Here is a 26400-nt window from a genome sequence, read left to right as displayed (position 1 = left end):
GGGGCGCCCGGTCAGCTGCGGAGGGTGTCGTACGCGGGGGCGAGCAGGGCTGCGAGGTCACGGCCGTGCACGGTGATGCCGGAGCGGCCGAGGCGGCGCAGCGAGGGTTCGTCGGGATCCTCGTCCGGCTGGTCGGGGCGCAGGGTGAAGTCGCCGCGCCAGTAGGCGGAGATGTTGACCACGGGGGCCTTGGGCTGTTGCGGTCGGTCGGTCACGATTCCTCCTCGGCGACGGCGTCCTCGCGGGTGAGGGCGACCAGTTCGCGCAGCGCCTCGACCGGCAGGTCGGTCAGCCAGTGCTCCCCCTCGCCCACCACGGTGTCGGCCAAGGTGCGCTTGGCGGTGAGGAGTTCGTCGATCCGCTCCTCGACGGTACCGACGCAGACCAGGCGGCGGACCTGGACGTCCCGGCGCTGGCCGATCCGGAAGGCGCGGTCAGTGGCCTGCTCCTCGACCGCCGGGTTCCACCAACGGTCCAGGTGGATCACCTGGTTGGCGGCGGTCAGGTTGAGTCCGGTGCCGCCGGCCCGCAGCGAGAGCAGGAACACCCCAGGCCCGTCCGGGGATTGGAAGCGCTGGACCAGCTCCTCGCGGCGGGCGCGGGGGACGCCGCCGTGCAGGTGGAGCACCTCCTCGCCGAGTCGGCGTTCCAGGTACGGGCGCAGCATGGTGCCGAACTCGGCGTACTGGGTGAAGACCAGTGTCCGGTCGCCCTCGGCCAGCGCCTCCTCCAGCAGTTCGGCGAGCCGGGCGACCTTGCCCGAGCGTTCACCCAACGGCGATCCGTCGTGCAGCAGTTGGGCCGGATGGTTGCAGACCTGCTTGAGCTTGCCGATCGCGGCCAGCACGGTGCCGCGCCGCTCCACGCCCCGGATGCCCTCGACCCGCTGCAGCAGGTCGGCGACCACGGCCTGGTAGAGCCCTGCCTGCTCGGCGGTGAGGTTGCACCAGACGGTCATCTCCTGCTTGGCGGGCAGTTCGGCCGCCACCGCCGGGTCGGACTTGAGTCGGCGCAGTACGAACGGGGCGGTGCGGCGCCGGAGTTCGGCGGTGCGCTCGGGGCTGCGGTGCAGTTCGACCGGGATCGCGTAGCGCTCCTTGAAGCGCTCGGCCGGGCCGAGCAGGCCGGGGTTGGCGAAGTCCAGCACGGCGTGCAGTTCGGCGAGCCGGTTCTCCACCGGGGTGCCGGTCAGGGCGATCCGGTGGCGGGTGACGGGCAGGGCGCGGACCGCCCGGGACTGCGCGGTGCCGGAGTTCTTGATGTGCTGCGCCTCGTCGGCGACCACCCGGCGCCAGCGGATCGCGCACAACGCGGCGAGGTCGCGCTGGACCAGCCCGTAGGTGGTGATGACCAGGTCCACGCCCCTTACGACTTGGGCGAGTTGATCGGCGCCGAGGCGGCCGGTGCCGTGGTGGACGTGGCGCCGCAGGCCGGGGGCGAAGCGTTCGGCCTCGCGCTGCCAGTTGCCGACCAGGGACATCGGGCAGACCAGCAGGGTCGGGCCGGTGGCTCCCTCGGCCTGTTCGGCGGCCAGCAGGGCGAGGGTCTGGACGGTCTTGCCGAGGCCCATGTCGTCGGCCAGTACGGCGCCGAGGCCGAGCCCGGACATCGTCCGCAGCCAGGCCAGGCCACGCCGCTGGTACGGGCGCAGTTCGGCGTGGAAGTCCGGCGGCAGCGACAGGGTTTCGGGGCCGGCCGGGTCGGCGGTGGTGCGTCCGGCGAGCAGGTCGCCGAGCGGGCCGTCCACGCGGACGGCGGTGACCGGCAGTCCGGCGACCGTCGCCTCGGGGTCGAGGGCGAGCCGCAGCAGGTCGGCTGCGGCCAGCACGCCGTCGCGCTGTTCGCTGAGGAAGGCGAGTGCGGCGGCGATCTGCGTCGGGTCGGCTTCCAGCCAGGTGCCGCGGACCCGCACCAGGCCCTGCTTGGCGGCGGCTAGTTCGGCGAGTTCCTGTTCGGTGAGCGGGGTGCCGTCCGGGCCGAGGGCGGCCTGCCAGCGGAAGGCGACCACGGCGTCCCGGTCGACCTGGCTGGTGACGGCGAGGGTGCCGGGCGCGGGCGGGGTGGTGACCCGCAGGGCGAGCCCGAGTCGGGGGCGGCGGCGCCACCAGGCGGGCAGCAGCACGCCGAAGCCGCTCTCGGCGAGGGCGGGCGCGGCGGTGCGCAGGAAGTCCAGCGCGCCGGCCCGGTCGAGCGGGAGGGCGGACGGGCGGGAGCGGTGGCGCAGCCCGTCCAGGGCGGGCCAGCGGTGGGCGGCGCGGGCGAGTTCGGCGACCAGGACGTCGGCCGGGTCGGCGGCCTTGCGGGCGAGCGTGGCGTTCGCGGCGCCGCCCTCGTGCAGGTCGGCGGCGCGGACCAGTAGGGAGGGCTCGTCGACGGCCTGGAGCAGGAACTCCAGCCGCCAGGCGTCGTCGGAGGGACGGCCCTCGGGGTCGTCCGGGTCGGGGCCGAGCGGTTCGAGCAGGCGGAAGCAGAGCCGCAGCGCGGGTTCGGCGGGTTCGGCGGTGGCGTACCAGGCGTCGATCCGGCGGCGCAGTTCGGCGAACTCCTCGGCCGGGACGTCGGCGAGTTCGCCGGAGGGGGAGCTGAGGGCGTGCAGCCACCGGTCGGCGGCGGAGGCGTCGGCGGCGGGGAACGGCTGGTCGGCCAGTGCGGCGCGGGCCTCGGCGTCCACCAGGGCGCCGAGGGCGGCATCCAGCAGTGCCTCGCCCGTTCCGGCGCCAGTGGGCCACTCCCCCAGCAGGACGGGCGGGCAGCCCGCTGCCAGCGCGGCGGCTTCCCGGCGCCCGGCCGGGGTGGGGTCGGGCCGCCAGCGGGCCTGCGGGCGGCCGTCGGTCGACACGGGCAGCGGCAGTAGCCGGCCGCGGCCGACCGCCCGCCAGGCGAGGTCGTGCACCCCGGTGAGCCAGCGCAGCGAGGGCCCGTACACCACCTCGACCCGGCCGGTGCCGGGCAGGTCGGTGCCGGTGACGGCCCAGTGCGGGTCGTGCACCTCGCCGAGCAGCTGGGCGGCGGCCGCAGCGTCGAAGAGCAGTGCCGGGACCCGCCAGGGGGTGAGGACGGCGCCGCCGCGCGGCGGGGTGACCGGCAGGTCCGGCGAGGGTGCGGGCAGGGTGCCGACGGTGGGCAGCAGCAGGGTGGCCCAGCGTTCGGGGGCCTGCCCGGCGAGCCAGCCGAGGCCGGGCCCGATGCCGCCGAGCACGGCGGCCAGCTCGCCGGCCGGGCAGGCGTAGGGGTGGGCGCGCGGGGTGGGCCGGTCGGGCTGAGGTTCGGCGGCGCCGGGGTGGGCGCGGGCGTCCTCGGCCCAAAGGGCCAGCCGTCCGTCCGCCCGCCAGAGCGCGTGCAGGACGAACATGTGGGGCCTCTCGGGGCGGGGGAACCGTTCTTCGCAGCCTAACGGGGTGGTCCGACAGCGGCTGTCGGGTGCCGGACGGCGGGCGTCGGGCCGCCGTGCTGGGCCGTTCGGTGATCCAGAAGAAAACCGCCCAACCTGTGGTTGAAATTTGAATGACAGCGCCATACGCTGGAGCCAAGAAGTTGAAGCCTAAACAAATGGCTTCGAACCCGAGGAGGAGCCATGGGCCTGTTCAACCGCACCAAGACCGCCACCGTCACCCCCGTCGCCGTCCGGGCCACGGCCGGCCCGGACCTGTCGCACCTGACCGGCGACTGGGCGATCGACGCCATGCACAGCGAGATCGGCTTCTCGGTCCGCCACGCGATGGTCACCAACGTCAGGGGCCGCTTCACCGAGTACGACGGCAAGCTGCGGCTCGACGGCGCCACGCCGGGCAACTCCTCGGCCGACCTGGTGATCAAGGTCGCCAGCATCGACACCAACCAGGCCCAACGCGACGAGCACCTGCGCACCGGCGACTTCTTCGCCGCCGACACCTACCCGGAGATCCGCTTCCGCAGCACCTCCACCGAGCAACTCGGCGACGACTCCTACCGGATGACCGGCGAGCTCACGATCAAGGGCACCACCCGCCCGGTGATCCTCGACCTGGAGTTCACCGGCAGCGCCACCGACGCCTACGGCGCCGAGCGGGTCGGCTTCGAGGGCAAGACGGTCGTGGACCGCACCGACTTCGGCCTGACCTACAACGCGGCCCTGGAGACCGGCGGCGTGCTGATCGGCGAGAAGGTCAAGCTCAGCTTCGACATCTCCGCCGTCAAGGCGGCCTGACCCGGCCGTCCACGGCCCGGCGGCGCCTGTCGCCGCCCACCGACCACCGCCCCTGCCCATCCCCCCCGGGGCAGGGGCGGTGCCCTACGCCCCCACGAGCGCCGCGTCCGCCGACGGCAGCCAACTGCCCGCCGGGCGGCGCAACCACCCCTCGGCCGCACCGAGTTCGGCCGCCGCGGCGGCCAGCGCGCGCAGCCCCGGACGGCGCTCGCCGGGCCGGTGCACCAGGCTGACCAGGCTCAGCGGCACCGGCTCCACCAGCGGCACGTTCACCGCCCCCGGGATCCTCGGCCCGCCCACCGTGGTCAGCATCGGGTCGCCGTGCCGGGCGAGGTAGCGGGCGGTCTCGTCCAGGCCCACCGGCGGGACGTACGGCGCGGCCGCGGTCAGGCCGTGCTCGCGCAGCAGCCGCTCGCCGAGGTCGGTCCACTCGGTGGTGGCCGGGTTGCCCGCGCAGATGTCGACGGGGTGCCCGGCCAGCTCGGCCAGCCGCAGCACCGGGCGGCCGGCCAGCGGATGGGTCTGCGCCATCATCACCGAGACCCGCTCCAACCGCACCGGCAGCTGCGCGAGTTGGCCGCGCACCGGGGCGGGAAGCCCGGCGAAGCGGCCGAACGAGGCGTCCAGCCGGTGCGCCAGCAGTTCGGCGGCGGCCGCGGCCAGGCCGCCGTGGAAGCGGGCCAGCAGATCACCCTCCGGCCAGGCGGCGCGGGCCCGTTCCAGCACCCGGTCGGCGGTCAGGTCGGGGCCGGTGACATCGCTGTTGAGGTCCAGCAGCAGCGGCCGGGCGACGGCCCCGGCGCCGGCCTCGGCGAGGATCTCGTCGTGCAGGGCGAGGAGTTGGCGCACCCGGGGCAGCAGCCGCCGCCCGGCCGGGGTGAGTTCGACGCTGCGGGTGGTGCGGGTGAACAACGCCTCGCCGAGCAGCCCCTCCAGGACCCGGATGTCCCGGCTGAGCGCCTGCTGGGCGACGTGCAGCCGCTCGGCGGCCCGGCCGAAGTGCAGCGTATCGGCGGTCGCGAGGAAACCGCGGAGCAGACGGGGGTGCAGGTCACGGGGCATGCTCGGCAGATTAACAACACCGTGTTGTGAGTGCGACGAAACAGGTGTTGGACGCCCGCCCGCCACCACCGCCAGGCTTGGGGCGTGTCCTGCGGGTGCTTGCCGGGGCCACGACGCCGGGGCACGCACCTCGCCGCCTCCGCCTTGCGATGCACGCACCCCAACTTGCGATGCACGCACCCCAACTTGCGATGCACGCACCCCAACGCCGCGGCCTGATCCGACAAAACCCACAAGACACGCCCCATCGCGCGTCCCCCGATCCTCCCTGCTCAGGAGCCCGATTGCCCTCGCCTGCCCTCCTCGCCTCCTACCGCCGGCTGTTCTCGGCCCCCGGCGCCGCCGCCTTCACCCTGGCCGGGATGCTCGGCCGGCTCGCGCTGTCGATGAACGGCGTCTCGCTGGTGGTGCTGCTCGCCGAGCGGCGTGGCTCGTACGCGCTGGCCGGGACGGTCTCGGCGGCCGGGCTGGTCACCGGAGCGCTCGGGATGCCGCTGCTCGGACGGCTGGTGGACCGGTACGGGCAGTCGCGGGTGGCCGTACCGGCCGCGCTGTACAACGTCGTCCCGCTACTCGCCCTGCTGCTCTGCGTCCGGCTCGGCGAGCCCGACTGGACGCTGTACCTCTGCTGGGCGGCCTGCGCGGCCGCGCCCAACCTCGGCGGCATGGCCCGGGCCCGCTGGGCGCACCTGTACCGGGACGACCCGGCCGCCCGGCACCTGGCCAACTCCTTCGAACAGGCTCTGGACGAGCTCTGCTTCATGGCCGGGCCGGTGCTCGCGATGCTGCTCTGCACGACGCTCGCCCCGGAGGCCGGACTGCTCACCGCAGGCACCCTCGGCGCCACCGGAGCCCTGCTGTTCGCCGCCCAGCGGCGCACCGAACCGCCGCTGCCGCCGGCCTCGGCGAAGGAGCGGGCGCACGGCTCCCCGCTGCGGGTGCCCGGGCTGCGGGTGCTGGTGCTGACCTTCCTGGCCACCGGGATGGTCTTCGGCGCGACCGAGATCACCACCGTGGCCTACGCCGACGAGCTCGGCCACAAGGCGGCGGCCGGCGGACTGCTGGCCCTGGTCGCGGCCGGCTCCTGCGTGGCCGGGCTGCTGTTCGGACTGCTGACCCCGCGTAGGGCGCCCGGTCTGCGCTTCCTGATCGGGGCAGGCGCGATGGCCGGCGTGCTGCTGCTGCCGCTCGCCGCCGGGCTGGGCGGGGCCGGGCTCGGGGTGCTCGGGGTGGTGCTGTTCGCGGCCGGCACCGCCACCGCGCCGACCATGGTGACCGGGATGACGCTGGTCCAGGAGCTCCTGCCGCAGCGACAGTTCAACGAGGGAATGGCGGTGGCGGTGTCCGGCATCGTGGTCGGCATCTCGGCCGGCGCGGCACTCGCCGGAACGCTCGCCGAACACGCCGCCCCCGGCACCGGCTACGCCCTGCCGGCCTCGGCCGCCACGCTCGCCCTGCTGATCGCACTGGCCGGGCGGCGGCACCTGATGGCGCGAAGGCAGCCGGCGGCGGCGCGAAAGGAGCGGGCGCCGGAAAATCCCGAGCGGATTGTCAGTGCCTCCGTCTAACTTCGAGGCATGGCGGAAATCACCTACGTCCGAGGCGATGCCACCACGCCCCAGGGCAAGGGCGTGAAGGTGATCGCGCACGTCTGCAACGACCTCGGCGGCTGGGGCAAGGGCTTCGTGCTCGCGCTCTCCAGACGCTGGCCCGAGCCCGAGGCCGCGTTCCGACGCTGGCACCGGGAGCGGGCGAAGAACGACTTCGGCCTCGGCGGCCTGCAACTGGTGCAGGTCGAGCCGTACGTCTGGGTGGCCAACATGGTCGGCCAGCGCGGCATCCGGACCGGGCGCTCCACCGGAGTGCCGGTGCGGTACGAGGCAGTCGACACCGCGCTGGCCGCCCTGGGCGAGCGCGCGCTCGAACTCGGCGCCTCCGTCCACATGCCGCGGATCGGCTGCGGACTGGCGGGCGGGCGCTGGGCGAAGGTCGAGCCGCTGGTGGCGGCCCGACTGACGGCGCGTGGCATACCGGTGACGGTCTACGACGTCGACTGACCACCGACCGATTCCCGGTCGGCGGCCGGCTCGGGTGCGGCCGGCCAGGCGTACACGTACTCGGGCAGCAGGTAGCCGCCCGGGAAGACGCCCTCCTGCGCCCTGACCCGCACCCCGCCCTCGCGCTCGTAGAAGGCGATCGCGCGGGTGTTGCCGCTCAGTACCTCCAGGTACAACTCGGCCCCGGGGTGCCACTCGGCGACCTCGGCACGGGCGGCGGCCAGTAGTTCGCGGCCGATGCCGCCGCCGGTCCGGCCGGGGCGGACGTGCAGGTTGTCCACCAGCACCCGACCGTCGGGTTGCGGCACGAGATAGACGAACCCGGCCGTCTCACCGGCCTGTTCGGCGATCAGCAGGACCGGAGTGTTCTCCGGCTCACCGTAGTCCGCCTCCAGGCGCAGCTCCCACAGCTCGCGCCGCTGGGCGGCCAGCCCGTCCCCGAGCGCCTCGTCGGGGACGATCCCCCGGTACGTGGTGCGCCAGCTGTCGGCGTGCAGCTCGGCGACGCGCGCGGCGTCCTGTGCTCCGCCGTGCCGGATGGTGGTCTGCCCTGAACCGATCATGCGACGAGCCTCCCACAGAGATGGAGTTGAACATGTTCAATCGAACCCGCTACAGTTCCCACCAGCTTTTGAACGCGTTCGGAATGGCGGGGACGGTGGTCGCGGCACCGGATGCGGAGGGGGCATCCGGTGCCGCGAGCACCGACAACACCGACACCGGGTGGAACGTCGTCTCCGGCTAGGCTCGTGCCGTGGACGACCTGGCAGCGACGAACCGAACGGACGGCGAGAAGGGTGCGGCCGGGCCTGCGGCCGCACCCGGCACGGACACCGGGCCCATGCCCGGCGGCCGGGCCCAGCCTAAGACCGACAAGAGCGAGGCGACCCGGGCGCTGATCCTGGAGACGGCCATGCGGCTATTCCAGGAGCGGGGGTACGAGAAGACCACGATGCGCGCCATCGCCACCGAGGCAGGCGTCTCGGTCGGGAATGCTTACTATTATTTTTCGGCGAAGGAATTCCTGATCCAGGGGTTCTACGACCGGATGACCTACGACCACGCGGCCGACGCCAGGCACCGCATGGCCCACACCCGGGACTTCGGCGAGCGGCTGCAGATCGCGCTGACCTCCTGGCTGGACACGGCGGCCCCGTACCACGAGTTCGCCGCGCAGTTCTTCCGCACCGCGGCCGACCCGACCAGCTCGCTGAGCCCGTTCTCCAACGAGTCCCACCCGGCCCGGGCGACCGCGGTCGAGCTGTTCCGCGAGGTCCTCCAGGGCTCGGAGCTGGCGCCCAAGCTGGACGCCGAGCTGGTCGAGCTGCTTCCCGACGTGCTCTGGCTGCACCTGATGGTCGTGGTGCTCTACTGGGTCTTCGACCGGACCGAGGACACCGAGCGGACCAGGGAGTTCGTCCGACGCTCGACGCCGCTGGCGGCCCGGGTCATCAACCTCTCGCGCTACCGGGTGTTCCGGCCGATCGTGCGCGACGCCAAGGGGCTGATCCAGGACTTCATCCTCCCCACGATCGGCAAGACGGCCGTCAAGTAGCACCGCACCAGGGAACGTTGTGAGACGTCGGAGGCCGGGCCGCAAAGCGCGGTCCGGCCTCCGACGCGTACCGGCGGCTCAGAACTCGGTCGGCGTCCAGGCCTGCAACGGGGCGCGCAGCAGCAGGTCGGCGGCGGCCGCCGCACCCGGGCGCAGCTCGGTGAGCAACGCGGCCGCGGCCAGCCTCGGGGCCGTCTCGGAGCCCAGGTAGAGCGAGCCCAACTCGGAGGCGCCGAGGGAGAGATCGGCGTCGTCGGTGGTCCGGGTGCAGCGGCCGGCACCGTCCTCGGCGACCTCGATCGCGAAGCGGCCCGAGGCGTAGCCGAGCCGGTCCTCGACCTCCAGCACCACCCGGCCGGGGGCGCCGTACGTCCGGGCGTTGAACGCGGCCTCGACGTCCAGCAGCCGCAGCCACATGGAGTCGGAGTTCTCCTCGCACGGCGTCGCCGCGCGCGGGTCCTGGAGCAGCAGCGGCAGCGGGTCGTCCGGGGAGAGGCTGTCCACCACGACCTTGCGCACCCAGTCGACGGACAGCACCAGCCGCCACAGTTCGACCGCGGTGGGCAGGTCGAGGGCGATGAAATCGTTCACGGTGAGCACCGAGTCGGGGTAGGCCCCGTCCCACTTGTTCTCGACCCGGTAGACCACCAGGCCGGTGACCTCACCGTCGGCGTCCCGGTGGACGGCGGTGAACGGCTCCTTGAAGTCGTCGCCCGGCATCCGGATCTCGTTGGTCCTGCGCTGCCACCAGATCCCGTTGCGGGCGATCGCGCCCGGCTGGGTGAGCCGCCAGCGGTCGTACAGCTCGGCGCCGAGCTCGCGCTGCTCTGCCAGGGTCACGAAGTCGATCCGGCCGCCGGGCACACCGGGCAGGCCCTCGCGCAGACCGCGGGTGCGCCCCAGGTCGATGTTCCAGCCGCAGCCCCGGGTGGCCGGGCCGAAGCCGAACCGGCCGTAGATGTTGTACTCGGCGGCCATCAGGATGGCGACCGCGCAGCCGCGCTCGGCGGCGGAGGCGAGGTCGCGCCGCACCATCGCGCTGAGCAGGCCCCGGCGGCGGTGCGTCGAGCTGACCGTGACGTTGGTGATCGCGTCGGCCTGGACGACGACCCCGCCAGGGACGGTCAGCTCCACGTCGAAGCTGCGGTAGGTGGCGATCTGGCGGTCCCCGTCGAACCCGGCCAGCATCCGGCCCGGCTCCCACTGCATGCGGCGCAGCTCCGGCGCGACACCAGCGTGCGGGCGCAGGAAGCCGAAGTTGAGCGCCCGGTTCCAGGCCTCCACCTCCTCCACGGATACGGCCCGGACCTGGAGCCCGTTCACGGTGTCCGCGGAGGTGTCATCGATGATGTTGCCCATCGGGCCACCGTACGGCGGTGGCCCGGGGGCGGCATCCGATTTATTCCGTCCCCGATCCGGTGTGCTCGCCCGGCGTCACGACCCAGTGGTTGGTGCGCAGGACCCGGTCCGCGAAGTCGAGGTTGCGCTCGCCGAGCAGCCGGAAGCCGAGCGCCCGGCAGATCCCGTTGGACGGGCCGTTGGTCACCCCCGGGTTGGCGTGCACCTCGCCCCAGCGGCCGTCCTGCGCGGCGGCGTCCAGCAGTTCACGCACCGCCGCCTTGGCCAGGCCGCGGCCCTGGTAATCGGGCAGCACCATCCAGCCGATCTCGGAGACGGAGGCGCCGTCCTCCTCGTCCTGCCAGAGCACGATCGTGCCGGCCGCCTCGTCGTCGGCGCCGTCCGGGACGATCATCTTGATCCAGGAGCGGTCCGCCGCCGCCAGTTCGACGTCCTTGCGCAGCCGCGCCTCCACCCCCTCTCGCGGCAGCGGCCCGCCCAGCTCGGCCATCATCCCGACGTCGCACCGCATCCGGACGTACGCCTCGACGTCGCCCGCTTCCACGTTCCGCAACCGCACGGTTCCTCCTCAGGAGTGCTCGGAGCAGCCACGCTAGCGTCGACCGCCGACATGCCCGTGCGGATGCGGACCCGGGACGGGAGCGCCCTGACCGGCCGGTAGCCTGCGGGGCACACGGGCAGCGGCCGTCCGGCTCCGCCCGGCCCGTCCTCGTAGCTACGGGCGGGCGTAGAAGTCCGGGGTGCCCATGATCCAGAGGCTGGCCTGTTTGACCGGCATGCCGACGCGGGGGGCTTCGATCATCTGGTCGTCGCCGATGTAGAGGCCGACGTGGTGGATGTCGGCGGCGCGGCCGGTGTCGGTCCAGAAGACCAGGTCGCCGGGGCGCAGTTGGCGGTAGGTGATCGGGGTGGACTGGGCGTACTGGTCGGCGGCGAAGTGGTTGAGCTGTTTACCGCCGGTGCGCCAGGCCATCATGGTCAGCCCCGAGCAGTCGTAGCCGTCCGGGCCCTCGCCACCCCAGATGTAGGGCAGGCCGATCTTGGATTGGGCGAAGGCCACGGCGGCGGCCGCGCCCTCGGCCGGCCAGGGGCCGACGACGGGCGGCGGTACCGGGGTCATGGCTGCGGCAGCGGCGGCTTCGGCGGCTTCGGCTGCCGCCTCGGCCTCGCGGGCGGCCTGTTCGGCGGCGGCGCGGGCGGCGATCGCCTCCAGGGCGTCGCGGCGTTTGCGCTCCAGCTCGACGGTGGTGCGCCGGGCGGCGGCCAGTTCGGCGAGCAGGTGCTCGCGGCGGCGGGTGGCGGCGGTGACCTCGCCCCGCTGGGCGGCGAGTCGCTGCTCGGCCCGGGCCTTGGCGGCGCCCACCTCGGTCGCGGCCTTCTCGGCGGTCTCGGTGGCGGTCCGGGCGGCGGCGGAGGCGGCCCTGGCGGCGGCGGCCGTGGAGGTGGCGGCGTCCAGGACCTGCCGGGTGCGCCCGCTGACCACGCCGACCACCGCCGCTCGCTCGCCGGCCTCGCGCGGGCCGTGGGCGCCGAGCAGGGCGTTGAGCGCGGACAGTTCGGCGCCCGCTCCCCGGCGGTACGTTTCGGCGGCCAGTCGGGCCGCGTCCTCGGCGGCCTCGGTGCGTTCGGCCTCGGCGGTGGCCGCGCGCCGGGCGGCGGCGGTCTCCTCGGTGCGGGCCCGGGTGAGGGCGAGCTGGGCGCCGTTGTAGGCCTCGACGGCCTGTTCGGCTCCGCGCCCGACCCGGTCGAGTTCGGCCCGGGCGGCGGTGAGCGCGGCCTCCAGGGCGGCGACCGAGGCGGCCCTGCCGTCGGCCTCGGCGCGGGCCCGGTCGATCTCCTCGGTGGTCGGGTACGGGTCCTCTCCCCCGCCGTCGCCCAGGGCCGGGCCGGCCGCCGGTTCGGGGTCCACCGGGGCGGCCTGGGCGGCGGGGAGCAGCCCGAGCAGGGCGGTGAGGGACAACAGGAGGGTCGGCAGGAGCCTGCGCGCCACGAGACACCCCTTCTCACGGGTCCGGAGGGGACGGCGGCGGTCACCGAGCGGCTCGCGGGCGGGCAGCGGCCGGGCGGCGGGAGGTCCGACGAACCATCCCATCACGCAATAGAACAGTCATTCACTGATCATGTTCTCAATTCCGGCGCTTTTCACATCTCGAACGCCCCGCCAGCCAGGTGACCATCCGATGATCCGACCAGGCGTCAACTCCGGCCGGGCGTGCCGGGTGCACGAACTACCGGTGGATCCGGTGGGTGTGCGTCCGCAGGTGGGGGTGTCGCCGAGGCCGGCTCTGCTGCCCGGTCACGCCGAGCACGTACGTCCGGTTGCGCCCGGCCCGGACCGTACGGCGGCGCTGCTGCGCTCCGTGGGAGCGGCCCGGACCGGTGCCGGAGGCACCCTCCCCGGGCTGCGCCTGCGCCGCGGGCAGGTGCGCCACCACCTTGGTGGCGGCCGCCGAGCGCCGGTCGACCAGCCGGGCCTGGCGGCGGGCCAGCGCCCGGGCGGCGTGCGCGTCGAGGTGGGCGCTGGCCCGGGCGGCCATCCGCTCGGCGACCCGGTGGGCGGCCGGGTGGTTGGCGGACACCTTGTCCGGGGCACCGGCGATCAGGTCGAAGAGCCAGGTGCGGGCCCGGTCGGCGCGCCGGTGCAGCAGACGCTCACGCCGGAGCGCACGCGCCCGGCGCCGGGAGCGCGGCTTGTACCGCCAGCGGGCCCACGGGCTGCTCGGACGGGCCAACCTGATCGCACCGATCCAGGACAGGCCGGGGACCATGATCCCGAGCAGGCCGGTCCACACCTTGCCCTTGAGCAGGGTGATCACCGAGGCCAGCGCGTTCACCGAGATCACCGTGATCAGACCCCACCTGGTCTCCTCGCCGGGCAGGGCGCCGAACGGCACGTACCCGATCAGCAGCAGCGCGGTGAACAGGATGCCGAAGATCACCGCGTCCACCGACTTGCGGCCCTGCTCGCTCCAGTACACGTCGTCCAGGTGCAGGATCAGCGCGAACTCGTCCAGCACCAGGCCGCAGCCGATGCCGAAGACCAGCCCGAAAACGTCGATCCACGGGCTCCCGCCGTAGGTGGCGAACACCCCGATGCCGCCGACCAGCAGGAAGCCCAGGCCGAACACCATGTGGTGGATGTGCAGGCCGCCCGGGGTGACGTTGCCCGGCCACCAGCGCACCTGGGCGCGGATCATCCGCACGCTGAAGCGGATGAAGACGAAGGAGGTGATGAAACCGACCAGCAGCAGGAACAGCGGTTGCTTGTGCGCGTTGACGATGTGCTCGCGGTAGCCGTCCAGCAGTGTGGTCATGGGTCTTACCTTCGTTCCTGGTCCTGCGTTCTGCCTGCCGTGACATGGCCCGGGGCCCGGGAGGGGTCCACCACGGGTCAACGCGCGGTCAGAACCCCCGGGTGCGCTTGGCCGCCCGGCGCGGCACCGCCGGATAGAGCGAGGGGAGCTCGGCGCCGACCGGCAGCTTCAGGAACAGCCGGGCTATCTCCCCACCGAGGTTCACCCCGACCGCCAGCGCCATCGCGATCGCCGCCGCCCGGAAGACCGACACCAGACCGGTGCTGGAGTGCCCCTGGGCGAAGGCGAGCATCCCGAGGTAGAGCGCCGAACCCGGCATCAGCGGGCCGATCGCGGCGGTCACGTACGGCAGCGCCGAGCCGTTGCGGTAGCGCGCCATCAGCTGGCCGAAGAGGCCGACCAGGCCGGCCGCCACCCCGGTCGCGGCGATCGGGTTGACGCCCGCGTTGTAGACCAGCGCGCCGTAGCTGGCCCAGCCGATGCCGCTGTTGAACGTGACCAGGGCGAGGGTGCGGCGGTCGGTCTGCAGCAGCATCGCGAAGGCCAGGGTCAGCAGCATCGCGGCGACCATCTGGACCGGCGGGTAGCTGATGCCCGCCAGGCTCTCGTCCGGCTTCAGCTTCGCCTCGAAGCCGACGCCCAGGTAGAGGATCACCATCACGCCGATCACGATGCCCGCGACCAGGTAGATCACTTCCAGTAGACGGGCCGCGGCGGTGATGTAGAAGCCGGTCAGGCCGTCCTGGACGGCGGCCACCAGGGCGCGCCCGGGCAGCAGGGCGAACAGGCCGCCGGTGATCACGACCGAGCCGCGCAGGCCCCAGTCGTTGAAGGACAGGATGATGCCCGAGGCGGCGGCCGGCATCGCGGCCGCCACGAACTGGTAGAACTCCGGCAGCCGGCGCCGGGCCAGCGCGGAGGCCAGCCGGTCGCCGAGGACGGCCGCGACGAAGGCACTGGCGAAGACCAGCCAGGCCTTGTCGTCGATCCGCCCGCCGACCAGGAAGGTCGCCGCGCCGGCCAGCAGACCGGTGGTCAGGGCGAGCAGCCAGGCCGGGTACGGGTGCCGGTTGCGGCGGATCAGGGCCAGCCGGCGGTAGGCGTCGTTGACCGTCACCTTCTCCGCGGTGATGTCCGCGACCAGCTCGTACACCGCGTTCAGCCGGGTGTAGTCGGAGGTGCGGCGGCGCACCACGCGGTCGGCGGTGACCGGCGGCTCGACCAGCGAGGGCTGGTGCGAGATGCCGATCAGGGTGAAGGTCACCTGCGGCTCGCAGCGGTCCAGCCGGTAGGCGTGCGCGATGCCGAGCATCGCCGCCTCGACGTCCTCGGCGGCCTCGCCACTGGCCAGCAGCAGCTCGCCGATGCGCAGCGTCAGGTCGAGGATGCGGGGCACGTTGCGGGCGGTGCCCGCGGAGGGGTGCAGTTCGCGGGCGGTCCGCTCGAAGGCGGGGCGCTCGGACATCGGGGTGCGCAGCAGGGTGCGCATCCGGTCCGGCCAGGGCGCCTCGCCGGGGGCGCCGGTGGTGAGCTCGGGGATCGGGACGCCGGTGGGCGGGGTGTAGCCGGCCGCGCGCCACTCCTCGGGGGTGAGGGTGTCCTCGGCGACCGACCGGCGGCGGGCCGGGCGTCCCGCCTCGGGGCGGGGCTCCCGGGGGCGCACCTCGATCGTGAGCTCGGGGTGCGGCTCCGGGGTCGGCTCGACGCGCGGCTCCGGGGTCGGTTCCGGGGTCAGCAGGCCCTTGGTCTCCGGGATGGGCGGGACGAGCGGGACGACGGTGGTGGGCTCGACGGGCGGGGCGGGGTGGCCGAGCAGGCCCTCGGTGGGCGGTGCGTCGGCGGGGTGCACCGGCTTCGGCGACGCCTGCCTCGCCTGACGGACCGCCCGGCCTCCCCTCGCCCGCTTGCCCGCACCCGGTCGGCCCCGCTTAGGCACTTCCGCTCCTTGCCGCCCCTGGTGGCCTCCGGCCACCGTTCGATCTCGGGGTACACCTTGCCTGATCGAACAGTGTGACGCACATGTACGCGACGTCCCGTGGCCTGCGCCTCGATCGCCTACCCGGCACGGTGGCGGGCGGTGGTCGCCGTGCCGGAGCGGCGGGCCCGGAGCAGTTCGATCGCCACCGGGATCACCGAGACCAGCACGATGCCGACCAGGATCGCCTCGATGTGGTCCCGGACGAAGGGGCTCCGGCCGAGGAAGTGGCCGAGCACGGTGACGCCGGCGCCCCGCAGCACGCCGCCGACCACGTTGAAGACCACGAAGCCGCGGTAGTTCATCCTGCTCTCGAGCCAGGAGGGGCCGAGGGCGAGGCCGGTCGCGGTGCGAGCACTCCCGGGGTCGAGTCTTGGCAATGACATGGCAAAGCACTGACAAAGATTCGGCTGTGGGCGGAAAGGTTCCCGGGTCGAGTGCGGGGCGCGGGCGCCGGGAAAGCCCCGGCCCCGGCAGTCGGTGACTGCCGGGTGCGGGGCGCCCGGGAGAGCGGGGATTCAGAGCCCGTAGCGCTCGATGATCTCCGTGTGCCGGCCGAGGTCCGCCTCCGCCGCCTTGGCCAGGTCGAGCCAGGCGAGCGGGTGCTCCCAGCCGGCGGTGAGCCGGTGCATCAGCGCGTCCGCCTCCTCTGCCGAGGCGGTCGGCGGCACCCCGAGCGCGGCGTAGATGCCGGGCAGCATCTCCTCCTCGTCCTCGTCCGCCGGGTCGTGGACGCGGTACTGCTCCCCGCTGTACGCCCAGACCGCGTAGCCGGTCTCCTGCAAGTCGTCGCGCAGCGCGGCCCAGGCCTCGTCGCCGGGCCAGGCGCCGTCGATCCAGTAGGTGGTGTAGCCGGCCGGGTCGAGCGGGGCCAGCAGCTCGAACACCGGGCGCCAGCGCTCCCGCTCCTCCGCCGGGGCGTCCTCGGCCGGCGGGCCCTCCAGCAGGGCAGGGGCGAACACCACCACGTCGCCGTGGTTGAGCGTCAGGTCGTCGCCCAGCACCGGCAGGATCCGGGCGGTGGCCGGGCCGGTCCGGATCGCGGGAAGGTCGGCCGTCGCGCCGTTGGTCCGGGTGGCGCGGACGGTGACGAGCTGCCACTCCTCGTCCACCGGGCCCTCGGGTTCGTCGAACTCGATGCCGAGCCGCGCGCCGGTGGAGCGGACCACGGCCCAGTCCCGGTTGGCGGTAGCCGCGGTGATCAGGTGCCAGAGGTCGGGCTCCTGGACCGTCCGGTGCAGTTCCTCCTCCGAGACCTCCTCGGCCGGCAGGGCGTGCTCCAGCAGGTCCTGGTAGAACCGCTGCGCGGCGGCGTGCTCGCCCAGCCGGGTCGCCGCGGCGGCGGCCAGCCGGCGGGTGTTGATCCGGCTCGCCTCCAGCGCGAGGATCGCCTCGCAGTGCTCCAGCACCTCGGCCCAGCGGCCCTCGGCGGAGGCCCAGCGGGCGCGGATCCAGTGCCCGTCGGCCGGGCTGGTCGCGGCCAGCCGGTCGGCGAGGCGGCGCACGCCCTCGGCGTCCGCGGCCTCGATCAGGGCCTGGCCGAGGGTGCCGATCAGCTCCTCGTTGCCGGGGTCGGCGTCCAGTTGCCGCCACAGCAGGTCGGCGGCGGGCCGGGCGTGGCCGAGTCCGCCGAGCACCGTGGCCAGCAGCAGGGCCAGTTCGGTGGCGCCGGCCTGCTCACCCCGGTACCGGTCCAGGGCGACGGAGAGCAGGTCGGCGCCGGTCTCGTAGGGCACCCGGGCCTCGGCCAGGTGCGCCGTCAGTTCGCCGGGCGGAACCGGCAGCTCGGGCACCGGCAGCGCCTCGGCGGCCGCGCGCAGGGCGGCGACCTCCTCGGCCACGCCGTCGGTGCGCAGCAACTGGGCGAGCTTACGCTCCCCGGTCGCGGCGAGCGTGCGGGCCACCGTACGGGCGCCGCGGGCGACGGCCAGCCGACCCGCCGCCAGCAGCAGGTCCACACACGGGCGGTGCGAGCCGGTGCCGTCCAGGTAGCCGACCCAGCCGGCCAGCACGGCGCCCAGCTCGGCGTCGTTCTCCCAGGCGTCGGCCGCGACCAGCAGGGCGACCGTCTCCGTCCAGCCCTGACGCAGGTCGGCGTGGCGGTCGGCGGCCTCGCGGGAGGGCAGCAGCGGGAGCGCCTCCCGCGTCCGGCCGAGCGAGGCCAGTGCACGGGCCCGCAGCAGGCCGCCCCAGAGCCGGTCGCTCTCGTCGAGCTCACGGCCCCGGGCGCGCTCGGCCTGCTCGGCGGTGTCGACCAGCGCGAGCACCTCCTCGTGCCGGCCCAGCCGGTGCAGGGCGCCGGCCCGGGAGTGGTGGAAGTGCAGCGAGAGCCGCTGGCCGGCGGCCTGTATTCGGGTGGCCGCGGTGTCCAGGTGGCTGAGCGCCTCGGTCGGGCGGCCGTCGTCCTCCAGCGCGTCGGCGTACTCGCGGGAGAGGCAGTCGAAGCAGGCGCGGGCGGGCTCGATCCGCTCCAGTGTCTCGCCGAGCACCTCCAGCCGCTGCGGCACGTAGCCGGGGCCGTCGACCCGGGCGTGGCAGATCGCGAAGTCCTGCACCGCGCAGACCGACTGCGGGCAGCCGGCGGTCTCCTCGCGGTGGGCGAACTCCAGCAGGTCGACCGCCTCGGGCAGGGCCTGCTCGCCCTGGTGGCGCTTGTTCAGCAGGTTCTGCATCCGCCAGTGCCGCAGGTAGACCTCGACCCAGGGCAGGCCGAGCGCCCGGGCGGCCGCCACTGCCTCCGGGTAGACCGCGTCCAACTGCTCGTTCCGGCCCTCGTTGGCGTGGCCGGGAAGCTCGTAGATGGCGTCGGCCAGCCTCCGGTGGCCGGCCTCGGTCAGCTGGCGGTGGGTGTCGTGGACCCAGCCCCAGATGTCGGTGGTCATGATTGCGCCCCCTGCGTCGTGCTGATCAGTTTTCTACCGCAAGCCACTGACAACCCGTCGGTCGCGGCCGTCACGCCTCCTCCGAGAGCGCCCCGAGGCTGTCCGGGACGGACGGCAGGCCGGTCGGGACGGCGGCGGTCAGGGCGGAGACCGCCGTGCCGATGCCGGCCAGCGCGGCGCCGAGGTCCCCCTCGGAGGGGCCGGCCGAGGCGGAGGCCATGATCACCTTGACCGAGCGGAGCAGCCCGGCCGCGGTGGCGCTGCCGGTGTGCCCGGTACGGTAGGCGGTGAGCAGCTCCTGGACGGCCGGGCAGGCCAGGTTGAGGTAGAGCCGGGCCTTGACCGCGCCGTCGGTGCGGGCGGTGAACGCCCGGGCCAGCCGCAGCGCGGCGGACGGGATCCGGGCGTCGGCCTGGTCGTCCTCGATCAGGGCCTTCCGCTCGGCCTCGCGGTCCGGCACCAGGACCAGCGGCAGGCCGGGCGGGTCGAAACGGGCCGGGACGAGTTGCTCCCCCGGGTCGGCGAGGGCGCCGGCCAGCCAGGCCGACTCCTCCGGCGGCAGCGGGCGCTCCGGGTCGCGGAAAAGTTCGCGGTTGCCCCGCTCGCTGCCCAGCTCGACCAGCCGGCAGCCGCGCAGCTGGGCGTAGCGGCGCAGGAACGGCAGGACGGCGTAGCGGTCGCCGCGGGCGATCGGCACCTGCATCGCCCGGTAGAGCATCTCCTCGAAGCCGCCGCCGCTGCCGAGCGCGACGTGCACCGCGCCCCCGCCGGCCGCGCGCAGCCCGCCCGCGGTGAGGTCGCCCTGCGAGGTGGGCACCGGGACGTCGTCGGCGAGCAGGGTGAACAGCCGCTCGTCGCAGAGCGCGGCGCCGAGCAGGTCCTGGCCGTGCCGGGTGAGGATGCGGCGCCAGGCGGCGGGCCGCAGCCGGGCCGTCTCGTACAGGCCGTCCACGATGGCGTCGGTGAGGGCCTTCTGCAGCGCGCGGTAGTGCTCGTCGCGCTGGAGGTCCTCGCGGCTGGCGGTGGGGGTGAGCCGGTTGGACTCGACCACGCCGCCGATGAACCCGGCCCAGCTCGGCAGCAGGTCGCGGGCGTCCTCGGCGAGCAGCATGCCGCGCAGGTAGACGGCGAGATCGCGGTTGTCACTGCTGCCGTAGGTGCCGCCGTCCTGGACCCAGAGCAGGCCGACGGCGTCGGTGGCGTCCTCGACAGGGTGGACGGGGAAGGCGGTGAGCGGCTCGAAGCGACGCCCGAAGGCGGTGGCGAAGCGCATCCGGGCGGCGTGCTGGTCACCGTCGATCGTCTGCCGCCAGGGCACCCGGACCGAGTTGACGGGCTCGGTGTCCTCGCCGACGTAGACCGGGATCGGCAGCAACACGCAGTAGCGGCGGAGGACGTCGCGCAGGGCGTGCTCGTCGGCGAGGTAGGCGTGCTCGGTCTTGAGCGCCAGCTCGACCACGGTGCCCGGCTGCGGTCGGGCGGGGACCGGCTCGACCTGGTACTGCTCGCCGCCGCGGCTGCGGTAGCGGTGGCCGAGTCCCGGTTCGCGGTGCGAGGTGGTGGTGACGGTGACCTCGTCGGCGACCGAGAAGGCGGACAGGAAGCCCAGACCGAAGGCGCCGATCAGCTCCTGGTTGCCGGTCAGTTCGCGCAGCATCCGGGTGTAGCCGGTGCCGACGGTGGCGAGGTAGGAGTGGATCTCGGGCTCGGTGAGGCCGGCCCCGGTGTCCTCGATGGCGACGGTCCGCCGCCCGGTGTCGGCGCGCACCCGGACCAGCGGGCGGTGGCTGCCCTCCGGGTCCTCCAGGAACCGGCGGGTGTGCGAGTCGTGGGCGTTCTGGACGAGTTCGCGCAGGGCGACCAGCGGGGTGGAGTAGAGGTGGGTGGCGAGGACGTTCACCAGGCCGCCGAGATCGACCTCGGTGGTGCGCAGGTCCTCGGCGGGGGTGGGCTCGGTCGGGGCACCTTCAGACATGGGTCCCCAGTGTGCCAGTGCGACAATCCGGCGACCATTTCTTTCTCCCTGACGGAATGACGGACAGACGACGAGCTGATGACGCATTGCGGTCAACTCCGAATTGACCACTCCCCCACCGTCGGGGAAATGCCACCCGTTCGACGGAGTTCGTCCACGTCGCTGGTGAATGCTGATCGTGCGACGTCAGGCAACGGCGCCGCGGAGCGGCCACTCCGGATCGCGCCACATCTCGCACTTCCAGCTCAGGGAGTCCAGCGTGTCCCGTATTCGCGCAGCCTCCGCCGTCACCGCCGTCGGGGCGTTCCTCCTCGTCGGCGTCGGTGCCGCCACCGCGCACGCCGACGACGGCGCCGGCGCGACCGACCACTCCAACAGCAGCGTCGTGAGCAACGTCGGCTCCAACAACACATCGGCACCGTCCACGGCAACGTGGTCAACACCCACAAGACGGCCACCGGTTCGGGTGTGAGCAACCAGGACAACGGCCTCGCCGTGGCCGGCAACGGCGGGAACGTCGGCGCCCTGCAGGGCAACGGGGACTTCGACGCCCGGGTCTACTACCCGCACGTCCCCCACTCGCCGACACGAACGGGCTGAACGGGCCGGGTGCCCGCCCCGCGCGTCAGGACAGCCCCAGCACCGCCCGGCCGAGGCGCAGCAGACAGTCGCCGAGGTCCGGCCGGGCGCTGTGCGGACGGTTCCGCACCCCGTCGTTGACCAGCGCGAACAGCGCGTGCACCCGGATCCGGGCGTCCACCGCGTCGAAGGCGGGGCGCACCTGCTGCAGCAGCTCGACCCAGGTGCGCAGGAAGTCCCGTCGGAAGTCCACCGCGGCCCGCCGGTCCGGCGGGGCCAGCCGCTCGGTCTCGCTGAGCATCGCGCCCAGGTAGTCGCCGTTGCGCAGCGCGAAGCCGACGTACGCGCCGAGCCCGGCCGCCAGCGCATCCTCCGGCCCGGCGGCGGCCGCGACGGCGCCCTCCACCTCGTGCCGGAGCCGCTCGCGGCTGCGCACCAGGGAGGCCGCGAGCAGGTGCGCCTTGCTGTCGAAGTGCCGGTACACGCTGGGGCCGGATATGCCGACTGCGGCGCCGAGTTGGTCGGTGCTGACGTTGTCGAAGCCGCGCTGGTGGAACAACCGGACGGCCGCCGCGAGCAGTTCCTCCCGGCGGGCCCCGGGCCTCGGCTCCGGCCCCGGGACGGCCTCGGGGCCGGCGGCCGTACCGTCCAGGGACACCGCGAGGACGGCCGCGACCGTCTCGCGCAGCAGCGCCTCGGCCCGGCGGGGCTGCGGCGCGGCCGACTGGTAGGACAGCCCGGAGCAGGCCGAGAGCGCCGCCCAGCAGAGCAACTCGGCGTCGGAGCGGACCAGTTCGGGGCGCTCGGCGCGCAGCACGGCGGCCATCAGTGCGACGTCGGTACGGAGTTCGCGCCGCAGCGCCGCCCGGCGGGCCGGCGGCAGCAGCCGGGCGTCGCGCTGCACCAGGGTGCCGAGTGGGCGGTGGCCGACCGCCACCGCGGCCAGCGCGGCGCCGAGTTCGGCGGTGGTGCCGGCCGCGCGCAGGCCGTCGGCGAGCGCGTCCAGGCCCAGCCGGACGGCGCGGTCGAGCAGTTCGGGCTTGCCGCGGAAGTGCCGGTAGAGCGCCGGCGCGGTGATGCCGACCCCGGCGGCGACCTCGGTCATCGAGACCTGGTGGTAGCCGCTGCGGTGGAAGCGGTCGGCGGCCACGGCGAGGATCTGGGCGCGCCGGCCGGGCGGCCGTCGGACCACCATGGCGGCACCTCCCTCGCGGACTCCTTTGAACGCCGTACGAAGGCTAGCAAGGATTCACTTGGCAGCCCCGGCGGCTGGGGTTCACAAGCTGGTCGACTCTGGACAGCCGAAGCTACCGGCGATTAACTTGTGGGGCCACCACCTGGGCCGTTCCGCCTTGGCCGGTCCACCGGCCGGCACCGTCGAAGGGAGCGCCGCCGTGCGCCGCACCGTGTTCAACGAGGACCACGAGGCCTTCCGGGAGACCATCCGGGACTTCATCGCCAACGAGGTCGTCCCGGTCTACGAGAGCTGGGAGGCCGACGGCCACCCGCCGCGCGACTTCTACCGCAAGCTCGGCGAACTCGGCGTCTACGGCATCGAGGTGCCGGAGGAGTACGGCGGCGCGGGCGAGAGCGGCTTCAAGTACCAGGCGGTGATCGCCGAGGAGACCGCCCGGGCGGGCGTGAGCTTCGGCTCCTCCGGCGTGCACACCGGCCTGGTGCTGCCGTACCTGCTGGAGTACGCGAACGAGGAGCAGAAGCAGCGCTGGCTGCCCGGCTTCGTCTCCGGCGACATCATGACCGCGATCGCGATGACCGAGCCGGGCGCCGGCTCCGACCTCGCGGGCATCACCACCACCGCGCGACTCTCCGAGGACGGCACCCACTACGTCCTGAACGGCGCGAAGACCTTCATCACCGGCGGCGTGCTGGCCGACCTGGTCCTGGTGGTCTGCCGCACCGCGCCGTACGACCCGGAGAACCGCCGGGCCGGCCTGTCCATCCTCTGCGTGGACACCACGTCGGCTGGCTACACCGTCGGCCGCAAGCTGCAGAAGATCGGCCTTCGCACCTCGGACACCGCCGAGTTGGCGTTCAGCGACGTCAAGGTGCCGGTGGAGAACCTGCTCGGCGAGGAGGGCAGGGCCTTCTCCTACCTGACCCACAACCTGGTGCAGGAGCGCCTCGCGATCGCCGTCGGCGCCTACGCGGCGGCCGCGGCGGCGGTGCGCTTCGCGGTGCAGTACGTCAAGGACCGCAAGGTGTTCGGCAAGGCGGTGGCCGAGTTCCAGAACACCAAGTTCACCCTGGCCGACTGCGAGTCCCAGGTGATGGCGCAGCAGTCGATGGTGGATCGCGCGCTGGAGCTGTACCAGAACGGCGAGTTGAGCGTCGCGGACGCGGCCGCCGCGAAGCTGTTCTGCACCGAGTCGGCCTCCGTCGTCATCGACAAGTGCCTTCAGTTGCACGGCGGTTACGGCTACATCCTGGAGTACCCGATCGCCCGGCTCTACACCGACAACCGGGTGTTCCGGATCTACGGCGGCACCAGCGAGGTCATGCGCAGCATCGTCGCGAAGTCGATGGGACTGTAGGCGCGTCGTAGGAGCCCGGGGAAAGTTCCAAGCTGCGGCGGGCCGTACCCCCATGACGGCCCGCCGCGCCCGTCTCCGTACGGGCCGGTGCGCTCGACCGGGCGGGCGCGCTCAGTTGGGTGAGGTGTGCTCCGCGCGCCAGGCCTCCCAGCCGGCCGAGGAGGCCACCTTGGCCTCGTGCAGGGCCCGCTGGGCGAGTGCGGTCGGCGTAGCGTCCAGGCTGCGCAGCCAGTTGCGGCCGGCGGTGAGCAGCGCCACGCACACCATCGCCGTCCCGGCCGCGCCGAGCGCCGAGCCGATACCGGTGAGCACCACGCCGCCGGTCAGCATCGTCCGGTTGACCTGGAACCCGTTGGGGATTCTCTGGTTGGTCGCCATACCTCCACGATGGGGGCAATCGGCGGGGGTTGCACCTCGGGTGCCCCGCTCCGGGCCCCTCCGGGTGCGGTTCGGCAGCGCGTCCGCGACCCTGGCTACAGGGTGAGGAGGAGGCGGCGCGATGCCCGATCTCGAACAGCTCGCCGTGGAGCACGCGGCCCTGGCAGCCGAGAGCCCGCACGGGCGCAGCGCCCATCTGGTGCTGCACGACGGCGTGCTGCGGCAGACCGTGATCGCGCTGACCGCCGGAACCGCGCTGGACGAGCACGCCCCGCCCACCGCCGGCAGCGTCCAGGTGCTGCGCGGCCGGGTGTCGCTGACCATCGCCGGGCGGCGGACGGAACTGTCCGTCGGCGAGCTGGAGCCCGTCCCGCAGGAGCGGCACGGGCTGCTCGCCCACGTCGACTCGGTGGTGCTGCTGACGGCCGTCACCGCGTGACGGCCGTCAGGGCGTAACGGCCGTCAGGGCTTGGCGGCGCCCAGCACGCTGCCGCTGACCAGTCGCAGTCCGCGCAGGAACTCCTGGCCGCTGGGCACCAGTTCGGGCGCGGCCAGCCACTGGGCGAGGTACCCGGCCAGCAGGATCTGGTAGAAGGCGCCGCGGGCGAGCTCCTCCTCGGTGTCCGGCACCTCGGGCAGCCCCTGGAACAGGGCCGCGAGGCCGAGCCGGCCCTTCTTCTGCGCCTCCGCGAACGCGGCCGCCAGCTCGGGCTCGTGCCCGGCCAGGGCGAGCGCCTCGAACTGGGCCGCCCAGAGGCCCCGGTGCTCGACGAAGACGCCCTTGAGCCCCTCCCAGGTGGCGGCGAAGCGCTCCTCCGGATCGTCGGAGGTCCCGTTGGCGGCGACGACCACCTCGCCCATGCTCTGCCCCAGCTCGCCGATCGCCTCGATCATCGCGGCGTTGAGCAGGGCGTCCTTCGAGCCGAAGTGGTAGCCGATCGCGGCCAGGCTGACGCCCGAGGCGGTCGCGATGTCGCGGGCCGTGGTGCGCCCGTAGCCCTTCTCGTACAGGCAGCGCTTGGCGCCGGCCATCAGGTCTTCGCGGTTTCCCATGCCCTTGATCCTACGGAAGGACTGCACGGATGTCTTGCACGGACGTCTTGCACGATCGACTTGCACGTTTGTACTAGACAAACGTCTGACACGGCCGTACTGTCCTTCCCATGACCGCAACCACCGGCCGCGCAGGCCGTCGCGAATGGATCGGCCTGGCCGTCCTCCTGCTCCCGACGCTCGTCCTGTCCATGGACATGGGCGTGCTGTTCTTCGCCGTCCCGTACATCTCCACCACGCTGGCACCGAGCGGCACCCAGCAGCTGTGGATCATGGACATGTACTCGTTCCTGCTGGCCGGGTTGCTCATCACCATGGGTGCGCTGGGCGACCGGATCGGCCGCCGCCGGCTGCTGATGATCGGCGCCGCCGGCTTCACCGGCGCCTCGCTGCTGGCCGCCTGGTCCGGCAGCGCCGAGCAACTGATCGCCGCCCGCGCCGTGCTCGGCGCCGCCGGGGCCACCGTGATGCCGTCGACCCTCGCGCTGATCCGCAACATGTTCCACGACCCGAAGCAGCGGCAGATCGCCCTCGGCGCCTGGGGCGGCATGCTCACCGCCGGGGCCACCCTCGGCCCGGTCGCGGGCGGCCTGCTACTCGACCACTTCTGGTGGGGCTCGGCCTTCCTGCTCGCCGTCCCGGTGATGGTCCTGGTGCTGCTGACCGCGCCCGTCCTGCTGCCCGAGTACCGCACCGCCACCCGCAGCGGCCGCTTCGACCTGCCCGGCGCCGCGGTCTCGCTCGCCGCGATCCTGCCGCTGGTCTACGGGATCAAGACCCTCGCCGTGGACGGCTGGAGCACGCTGCCCGCACTCGCCGTCGTCGCCGGACTGCTGCTGGCCGGTGCGTTCGTCCAGCGCCAGCGCACCGCCACCAACCCGCTGATCGACCTGAGCCTGTTCCGGATCCGCACCTTCAGCGGGGCGATCAGCGTCAACACCGTCGCGATGTTCGCGATGATGGGCTTCGCCCTCTTCACCTCGCAGTACCTGCAGCTGGTCAAGGGCATGAGCCCGTTCACCGCCTCGCTCTGGTCGCTGGTGCCGAGCGTCGGCGTCGGCGCGGCGATCGGGGTCACCTCGGCACTGGCCGGCAAGGTCCGCCCGGCGGCGCTGATGGGCGGCGGCTTCCTGGTCGGCGCGGCCGGCTTCGCGATGATGACCCAGGTCGGCGCCCACTCCCCGCTGGCGCTCATCCTCACGGCAGCGGGCGTGCTGGCCGCCGGGACGGTCGGGACCATGACGATGACCGCCGAGATGGTCGTCTCCGCCGCCCCGGTCGAGCAGGCCGGCGCCGCCTCCGCCACTTCCGAGACCGCCGTCGAACTCGGCAGCTCGCTCGGCATCGCCCTGCTCGGCGCGGCCGGCGCCGCGGTCTACCGCCACCAGCTGGACGGCACCCTCCCGGCGGGCGTCGGCTACCGAACCGGCAACGCGGGGACGAGGCGTCAACCGCCGCCCCCTCGCTGCGCGA

At 73.7% G+C, this 26400-nt stretch carries 25 protein-coding genes; 9 read left to right on the top strand and 16 right to left on the bottom strand.

Annotated elements, in window-relative coordinates:
• Positions 1-11: 11 nt before the first annotated feature.
• Together ACWC9T_RS24365 and ACWC9T_RS24360 are read right to left on the bottom strand one after the other, a co-directional pair.
• Entirely contained in the window at positions 12-215 is a 204-nt protein-coding gene (locus ACWC9T_RS24365; RefSeq protein ID WP_449823169.1) for a hypothetical protein, read from the bottom strand.
• Entirely contained in the window at positions 212-3352 is a 3141-nt protein-coding gene (locus ACWC9T_RS24360) for an SNF2-related protein (RefSeq protein WP_449823168.1), read from the bottom strand. Before ACWC9T_RS24360 ends, ACWC9T_RS24365 begins: the two co-directional genes overlap by 4 nt.
• Before the next feature lie 222 nt (positions 3353-3574).
• On the opposite strand from ACWC9T_RS24360, the gene ACWC9T_RS24355 reads away from it, so the two are divergent.
• On the top strand, positions 3575-4186 hold the full coding sequence (locus ACWC9T_RS24355) for a YceI family protein (RefSeq protein ID WP_449823167.1): 612 nt from the start codon (positions 3575-3577) through the stop codon (positions 4184-4186).
• Between the two features lie 84 nt (positions 4187-4270).
• Here the strand turns inward: ACWC9T_RS24355 and ACWC9T_RS24350 are convergent, their stop codons facing one another.
• Entirely contained in the window at positions 4271-5248 is a 978-nt protein-coding gene (locus ACWC9T_RS24350) for a LysR family transcriptional regulator (protein WP_449823166.1), read from the bottom strand.
• Between the two features lie 284 nt (positions 5249-5532).
• Between ACWC9T_RS24350 and ACWC9T_RS24345 the strand changes: the two genes are divergently transcribed.
• A complete protein-coding gene (locus tag ACWC9T_RS24345; protein ID WP_449823165.1) occupies positions 5533-6816 on the top strand; it encodes an MFS transporter in 1284 nt (427 codons plus the stop codon).
• A 9-nt stretch (positions 6817-6825) separates the two neighbouring features.
• Complete coding sequence (locus ACWC9T_RS24340; RefSeq protein ID WP_396248417.1) at positions 6826-7305, top strand: macro domain-containing protein; 480 nt, start codon at positions 6826-6828, stop codon at positions 7303-7305.
• Here ACWC9T_RS24340 and ACWC9T_RS24335 read toward each other — a convergent pair.
• The gene (locus ACWC9T_RS24335) at positions 7290-7868 is read right to left on the bottom strand and encodes an N-acetyltransferase family protein (RefSeq protein ID WP_449823164.1); all 579 of its coding nucleotides are present in this window, start codon (positions 7866-7868) and stop codon (positions 7290-7292) included. The two genes, ACWC9T_RS24340 and ACWC9T_RS24335, sit on opposite strands and share 16 nt — an antisense overlap.
• 32 nt (positions 7869-7900) lie before the next feature.
• On the opposite strand from ACWC9T_RS24335, the gene ACWC9T_RS24330 reads away from it, so the two are divergent.
• Positions 7901-8050 carry a hypothetical protein gene (locus tag ACWC9T_RS24330; protein WP_449823163.1) on the top strand — a complete coding sequence of 50 codons (150 nt, stop codon included), beginning with the start codon at positions 7901-7903 and terminating at the stop codon, positions 8048-8050.
• A gap of 9 nt (positions 8051-8059) precedes the next feature.
• Positions 8060-8860, top strand: coding sequence for a TetR family transcriptional regulator (locus ACWC9T_RS24325; protein WP_449823162.1), 801 nt, complete (start codon positions 8060-8062; stop codon positions 8858-8860).
• Positions 8861-8938: 78 nt separating this feature from the next.
• Here ACWC9T_RS24325 and ACWC9T_RS24320 read toward each other — a convergent pair whose 3' ends face one another.
• The 9 genes from ACWC9T_RS24320 to ACWC9T_RS24280 form a co-directional block, all read right to left on the bottom strand.
• Complete coding sequence (locus tag ACWC9T_RS24320; protein WP_449823161.1) at positions 8939-10219, bottom strand: GNAT family N-acetyltransferase; 1281 nt, start codon at positions 10217-10219, stop codon at positions 8939-8941.
• A gap of 40 nt (positions 10220-10259) precedes the next feature.
• Positions 10260-10778 carry a GNAT family N-acetyltransferase gene (locus ACWC9T_RS24315; protein WP_449823160.1) on the bottom strand — a complete coding sequence of 173 codons (519 nt, stop codon included), beginning with the start codon at positions 10776-10778 and terminating at the stop codon, positions 10260-10262.
• A 156-nt stretch (positions 10779-10934) separates the two neighbouring features.
• Positions 10935-12209, bottom strand: coding sequence for a C40 family peptidase (locus tag ACWC9T_RS24310; protein WP_449823159.1), 1275 nt, complete (start codon positions 12207-12209; stop codon positions 10935-10937).
• Between the two features lie 238 nt (positions 12210-12447).
• On the bottom strand, positions 12448-13533 hold the full coding sequence (locus ACWC9T_RS24305) for a hypothetical protein (protein WP_449823158.1): 1086 nt from the start codon (positions 13531-13533) through the stop codon (positions 12448-12450).
• Positions 13534-13621: 88 nt separating this feature from the next.
• Positions 13622-15382: a threonine/serine exporter family protein gene (locus ACWC9T_RS24300; protein WP_449823157.1), complete on the bottom strand. Its 1761-nt coding sequence runs from the start codon at positions 15380-15382 to the stop codon at positions 13622-13624.
• Positions 15383-15588: 206 nt separating this feature from the next.
• Positions 15589-15894, bottom strand: coding sequence for a hypothetical protein (locus ACWC9T_RS24295; RefSeq protein ID WP_449823156.1), 306 nt, complete (start codon positions 15892-15894; stop codon positions 15589-15591).
• Between the two features lie 132 nt (positions 15895-16026).
• Positions 16027-18390: a hypothetical protein gene (locus ACWC9T_RS24290; RefSeq protein ID WP_449823155.1), complete on the bottom strand. Its 2364-nt coding sequence runs from the start codon at positions 18388-18390 to the stop codon at positions 16027-16029.
• Positions 18391-18460: 70 nt separating this feature from the next.
• On the bottom strand, positions 18461-20365 hold the full coding sequence (locus tag ACWC9T_RS24285; protein ID WP_449823154.1) for an ATP-binding protein: 1905 nt from the start codon (positions 20363-20365) through the stop codon (positions 18461-18463).
• A gap of 186 nt (positions 20366-20551) precedes the next feature.
• Positions 20552-20791 carry a hypothetical protein gene (locus ACWC9T_RS24280; protein ID WP_449823153.1) on the bottom strand — a complete coding sequence of 80 codons (240 nt, stop codon included), beginning with the start codon at positions 20789-20791 and terminating at the stop codon, positions 20552-20554.
• Positions 20792-20797: 6 nt separating this feature from the next.
• Here ACWC9T_RS24280 and ACWC9T_RS24275 point away from each other — a divergent pair, with 6 nt between their 5' ends.
• Positions 20798-20965: a hypothetical protein gene (locus ACWC9T_RS24275; protein WP_449823152.1), complete on the top strand. Its 168-nt coding sequence runs from the start codon at positions 20798-20800 to the stop codon at positions 20963-20965.
• A 25-nt stretch (positions 20966-20990) separates the two neighbouring features.
• Here the strand turns inward: ACWC9T_RS24275 and ACWC9T_RS24270 are convergent, their stop codons facing one another.
• Complete coding sequence (locus tag ACWC9T_RS24270) at positions 20991-22139, bottom strand: TetR/AcrR family transcriptional regulator (protein WP_449823151.1); 1149 nt, start codon at positions 22137-22139, stop codon at positions 20991-20993.
• Positions 22140-22338: 199 nt separating this feature from the next.
• On the opposite strand from ACWC9T_RS24270, the gene ACWC9T_RS24265 reads away from it, so the two are divergent.
• Positions 22339-23496: an acyl-CoA dehydrogenase family protein gene (locus ACWC9T_RS24265; RefSeq protein ID WP_449823150.1), complete on the top strand. Its 1158-nt coding sequence runs from the start codon at positions 22339-22341 to the stop codon at positions 23494-23496.
• A 111-nt stretch (positions 23497-23607) separates the two neighbouring features.
• Here the strand turns inward: ACWC9T_RS24265 and ACWC9T_RS24260 are convergent, their stop codons facing one another.
• Positions 23608-23874, bottom strand: a complete 267-nt coding sequence (locus tag ACWC9T_RS24260; RefSeq protein WP_449823149.1) for a hypothetical protein — start codon at positions 23872-23874, stop codon at positions 23608-23610.
• Positions 23875-23995: 121 nt separating this feature from the next.
• Here ACWC9T_RS24260 and ACWC9T_RS24255 point away from each other — a divergent pair, with 121 nt between their 5' ends.
• A complete protein-coding gene (locus tag ACWC9T_RS24255) occupies positions 23996-24313 on the top strand; it encodes a cupin (protein ID WP_449823148.1) in 318 nt (105 codons plus the stop codon).
• A 23-nt stretch (positions 24314-24336) separates the two neighbouring features.
• Here the strand turns inward: ACWC9T_RS24255 and ACWC9T_RS24250 are convergent, their stop codons facing one another.
• Entirely contained in the window at positions 24337-24927 is a 591-nt protein-coding gene (locus tag ACWC9T_RS24250; RefSeq protein WP_449823147.1) for a TetR/AcrR family transcriptional regulator, read from the bottom strand.
• Between the two features lie 110 nt (positions 24928-25037).
• Between ACWC9T_RS24250 and ACWC9T_RS24245 the strand changes: the two genes are divergently transcribed.
• A partial coding sequence (locus ACWC9T_RS24245) for an MFS transporter (RefSeq protein ID WP_449823146.1) occupies positions 25038-26400 on the top strand: 1363 nt, incomplete at its 3' end.

Source organism: Kitasatospora sp. NPDC001159 (assembly GCF_053598235.1).
This window is presented reverse-complemented; position numbering and strand designations above follow the sequence as displayed.

Excerpts from the sequence above, each read along its gene's own strand:
- ACWC9T_RS24360 (WP_449823168.1), bottom strand. The coding sequence starts at position 3,352 with ATGTTCGTCCTGCACGCGCTCTGGCGGGCGGACGGACGGCTGGCCCTT.
- ACWC9T_RS24355 (WP_449823167.1), top strand. The coding sequence starts at position 3,575 with ATGGGCCTGTTCAACCGCACCAAGACCGCCACCGTCACCCCCGTCGCC.
- ACWC9T_RS24350 (WP_449823166.1), bottom strand. The coding sequence starts at position 5,248 with ATGCCCCGTGACCTGCACCCCCGTCTGCTCCGCGGTTTCCTCGCGACC.
- ACWC9T_RS24340 (WP_396248417.1), top strand. The coding sequence starts at position 6,826 with ATGGCGGAAATCACCTACGTCCGAGGCGATGCCACCACGCCCCAGGGC.
- ACWC9T_RS24335 (WP_449823164.1), bottom strand. The coding sequence starts at position 7,868 with ATGATCGGTTCAGGGCAGACCACCATCCGGCACGGCGGAGCACAGGAC.
- ACWC9T_RS24330 (WP_449823163.1), top strand. The coding sequence starts at position 7,901 with ATGTTCAATCGAACCCGCTACAGTTCCCACCAGCTTTTGAACGCGTTC.
- ACWC9T_RS24320 (WP_449823161.1), bottom strand. The coding sequence starts at position 10,219 with ATGGGCAACATCATCGATGACACCTCCGCGGACACCGTGAACGGGCTC.
- ACWC9T_RS24305 (WP_449823158.1), bottom strand. The coding sequence starts at position 13,533 with ATGACCACACTGCTGGACGGCTACCGCGAGCACATCGTCAACGCGCAC.
- ACWC9T_RS24295 (WP_449823156.1), bottom strand. The coding sequence starts at position 15,894 with ATGTCATTGCCAAGACTCGACCCCGGGAGTGCTCGCACCGCGACCGGC.
- ACWC9T_RS24290 (WP_449823155.1), bottom strand. The coding sequence starts at position 18,390 with ATGACCACCGACATCTGGGGCTGGGTCCACGACACCCACCGCCAGCTG.
- ACWC9T_RS24285 (WP_449823154.1), bottom strand. The coding sequence starts at position 20,365 with ATGTCTGAAGGTGCCCCGACCGAGCCCACCCCCGCCGAGGACCTGCGC.
- ACWC9T_RS24270 (WP_449823151.1), bottom strand. The coding sequence starts at position 22,139 with ATGGTGGTCCGACGGCCGCCCGGCCGGCGCGCCCAGATCCTCGCCGTG.
- ACWC9T_RS24260 (WP_449823149.1), bottom strand. The coding sequence starts at position 23,874 with ATGGCGACCAACCAGAGAATCCCCAACGGGTTCCAGGTCAACCGGACG.
- ACWC9T_RS24255 (WP_449823148.1), top strand. The coding sequence starts at position 23,996 with ATGCCCGATCTCGAACAGCTCGCCGTGGAGCACGCGGCCCTGGCAGCC.
- ACWC9T_RS24250 (WP_449823147.1), bottom strand. The coding sequence starts at position 24,927 with ATGGGAAACCGCGAAGACCTGATGGCCGGCGCCAAGCGCTGCCTGTAC.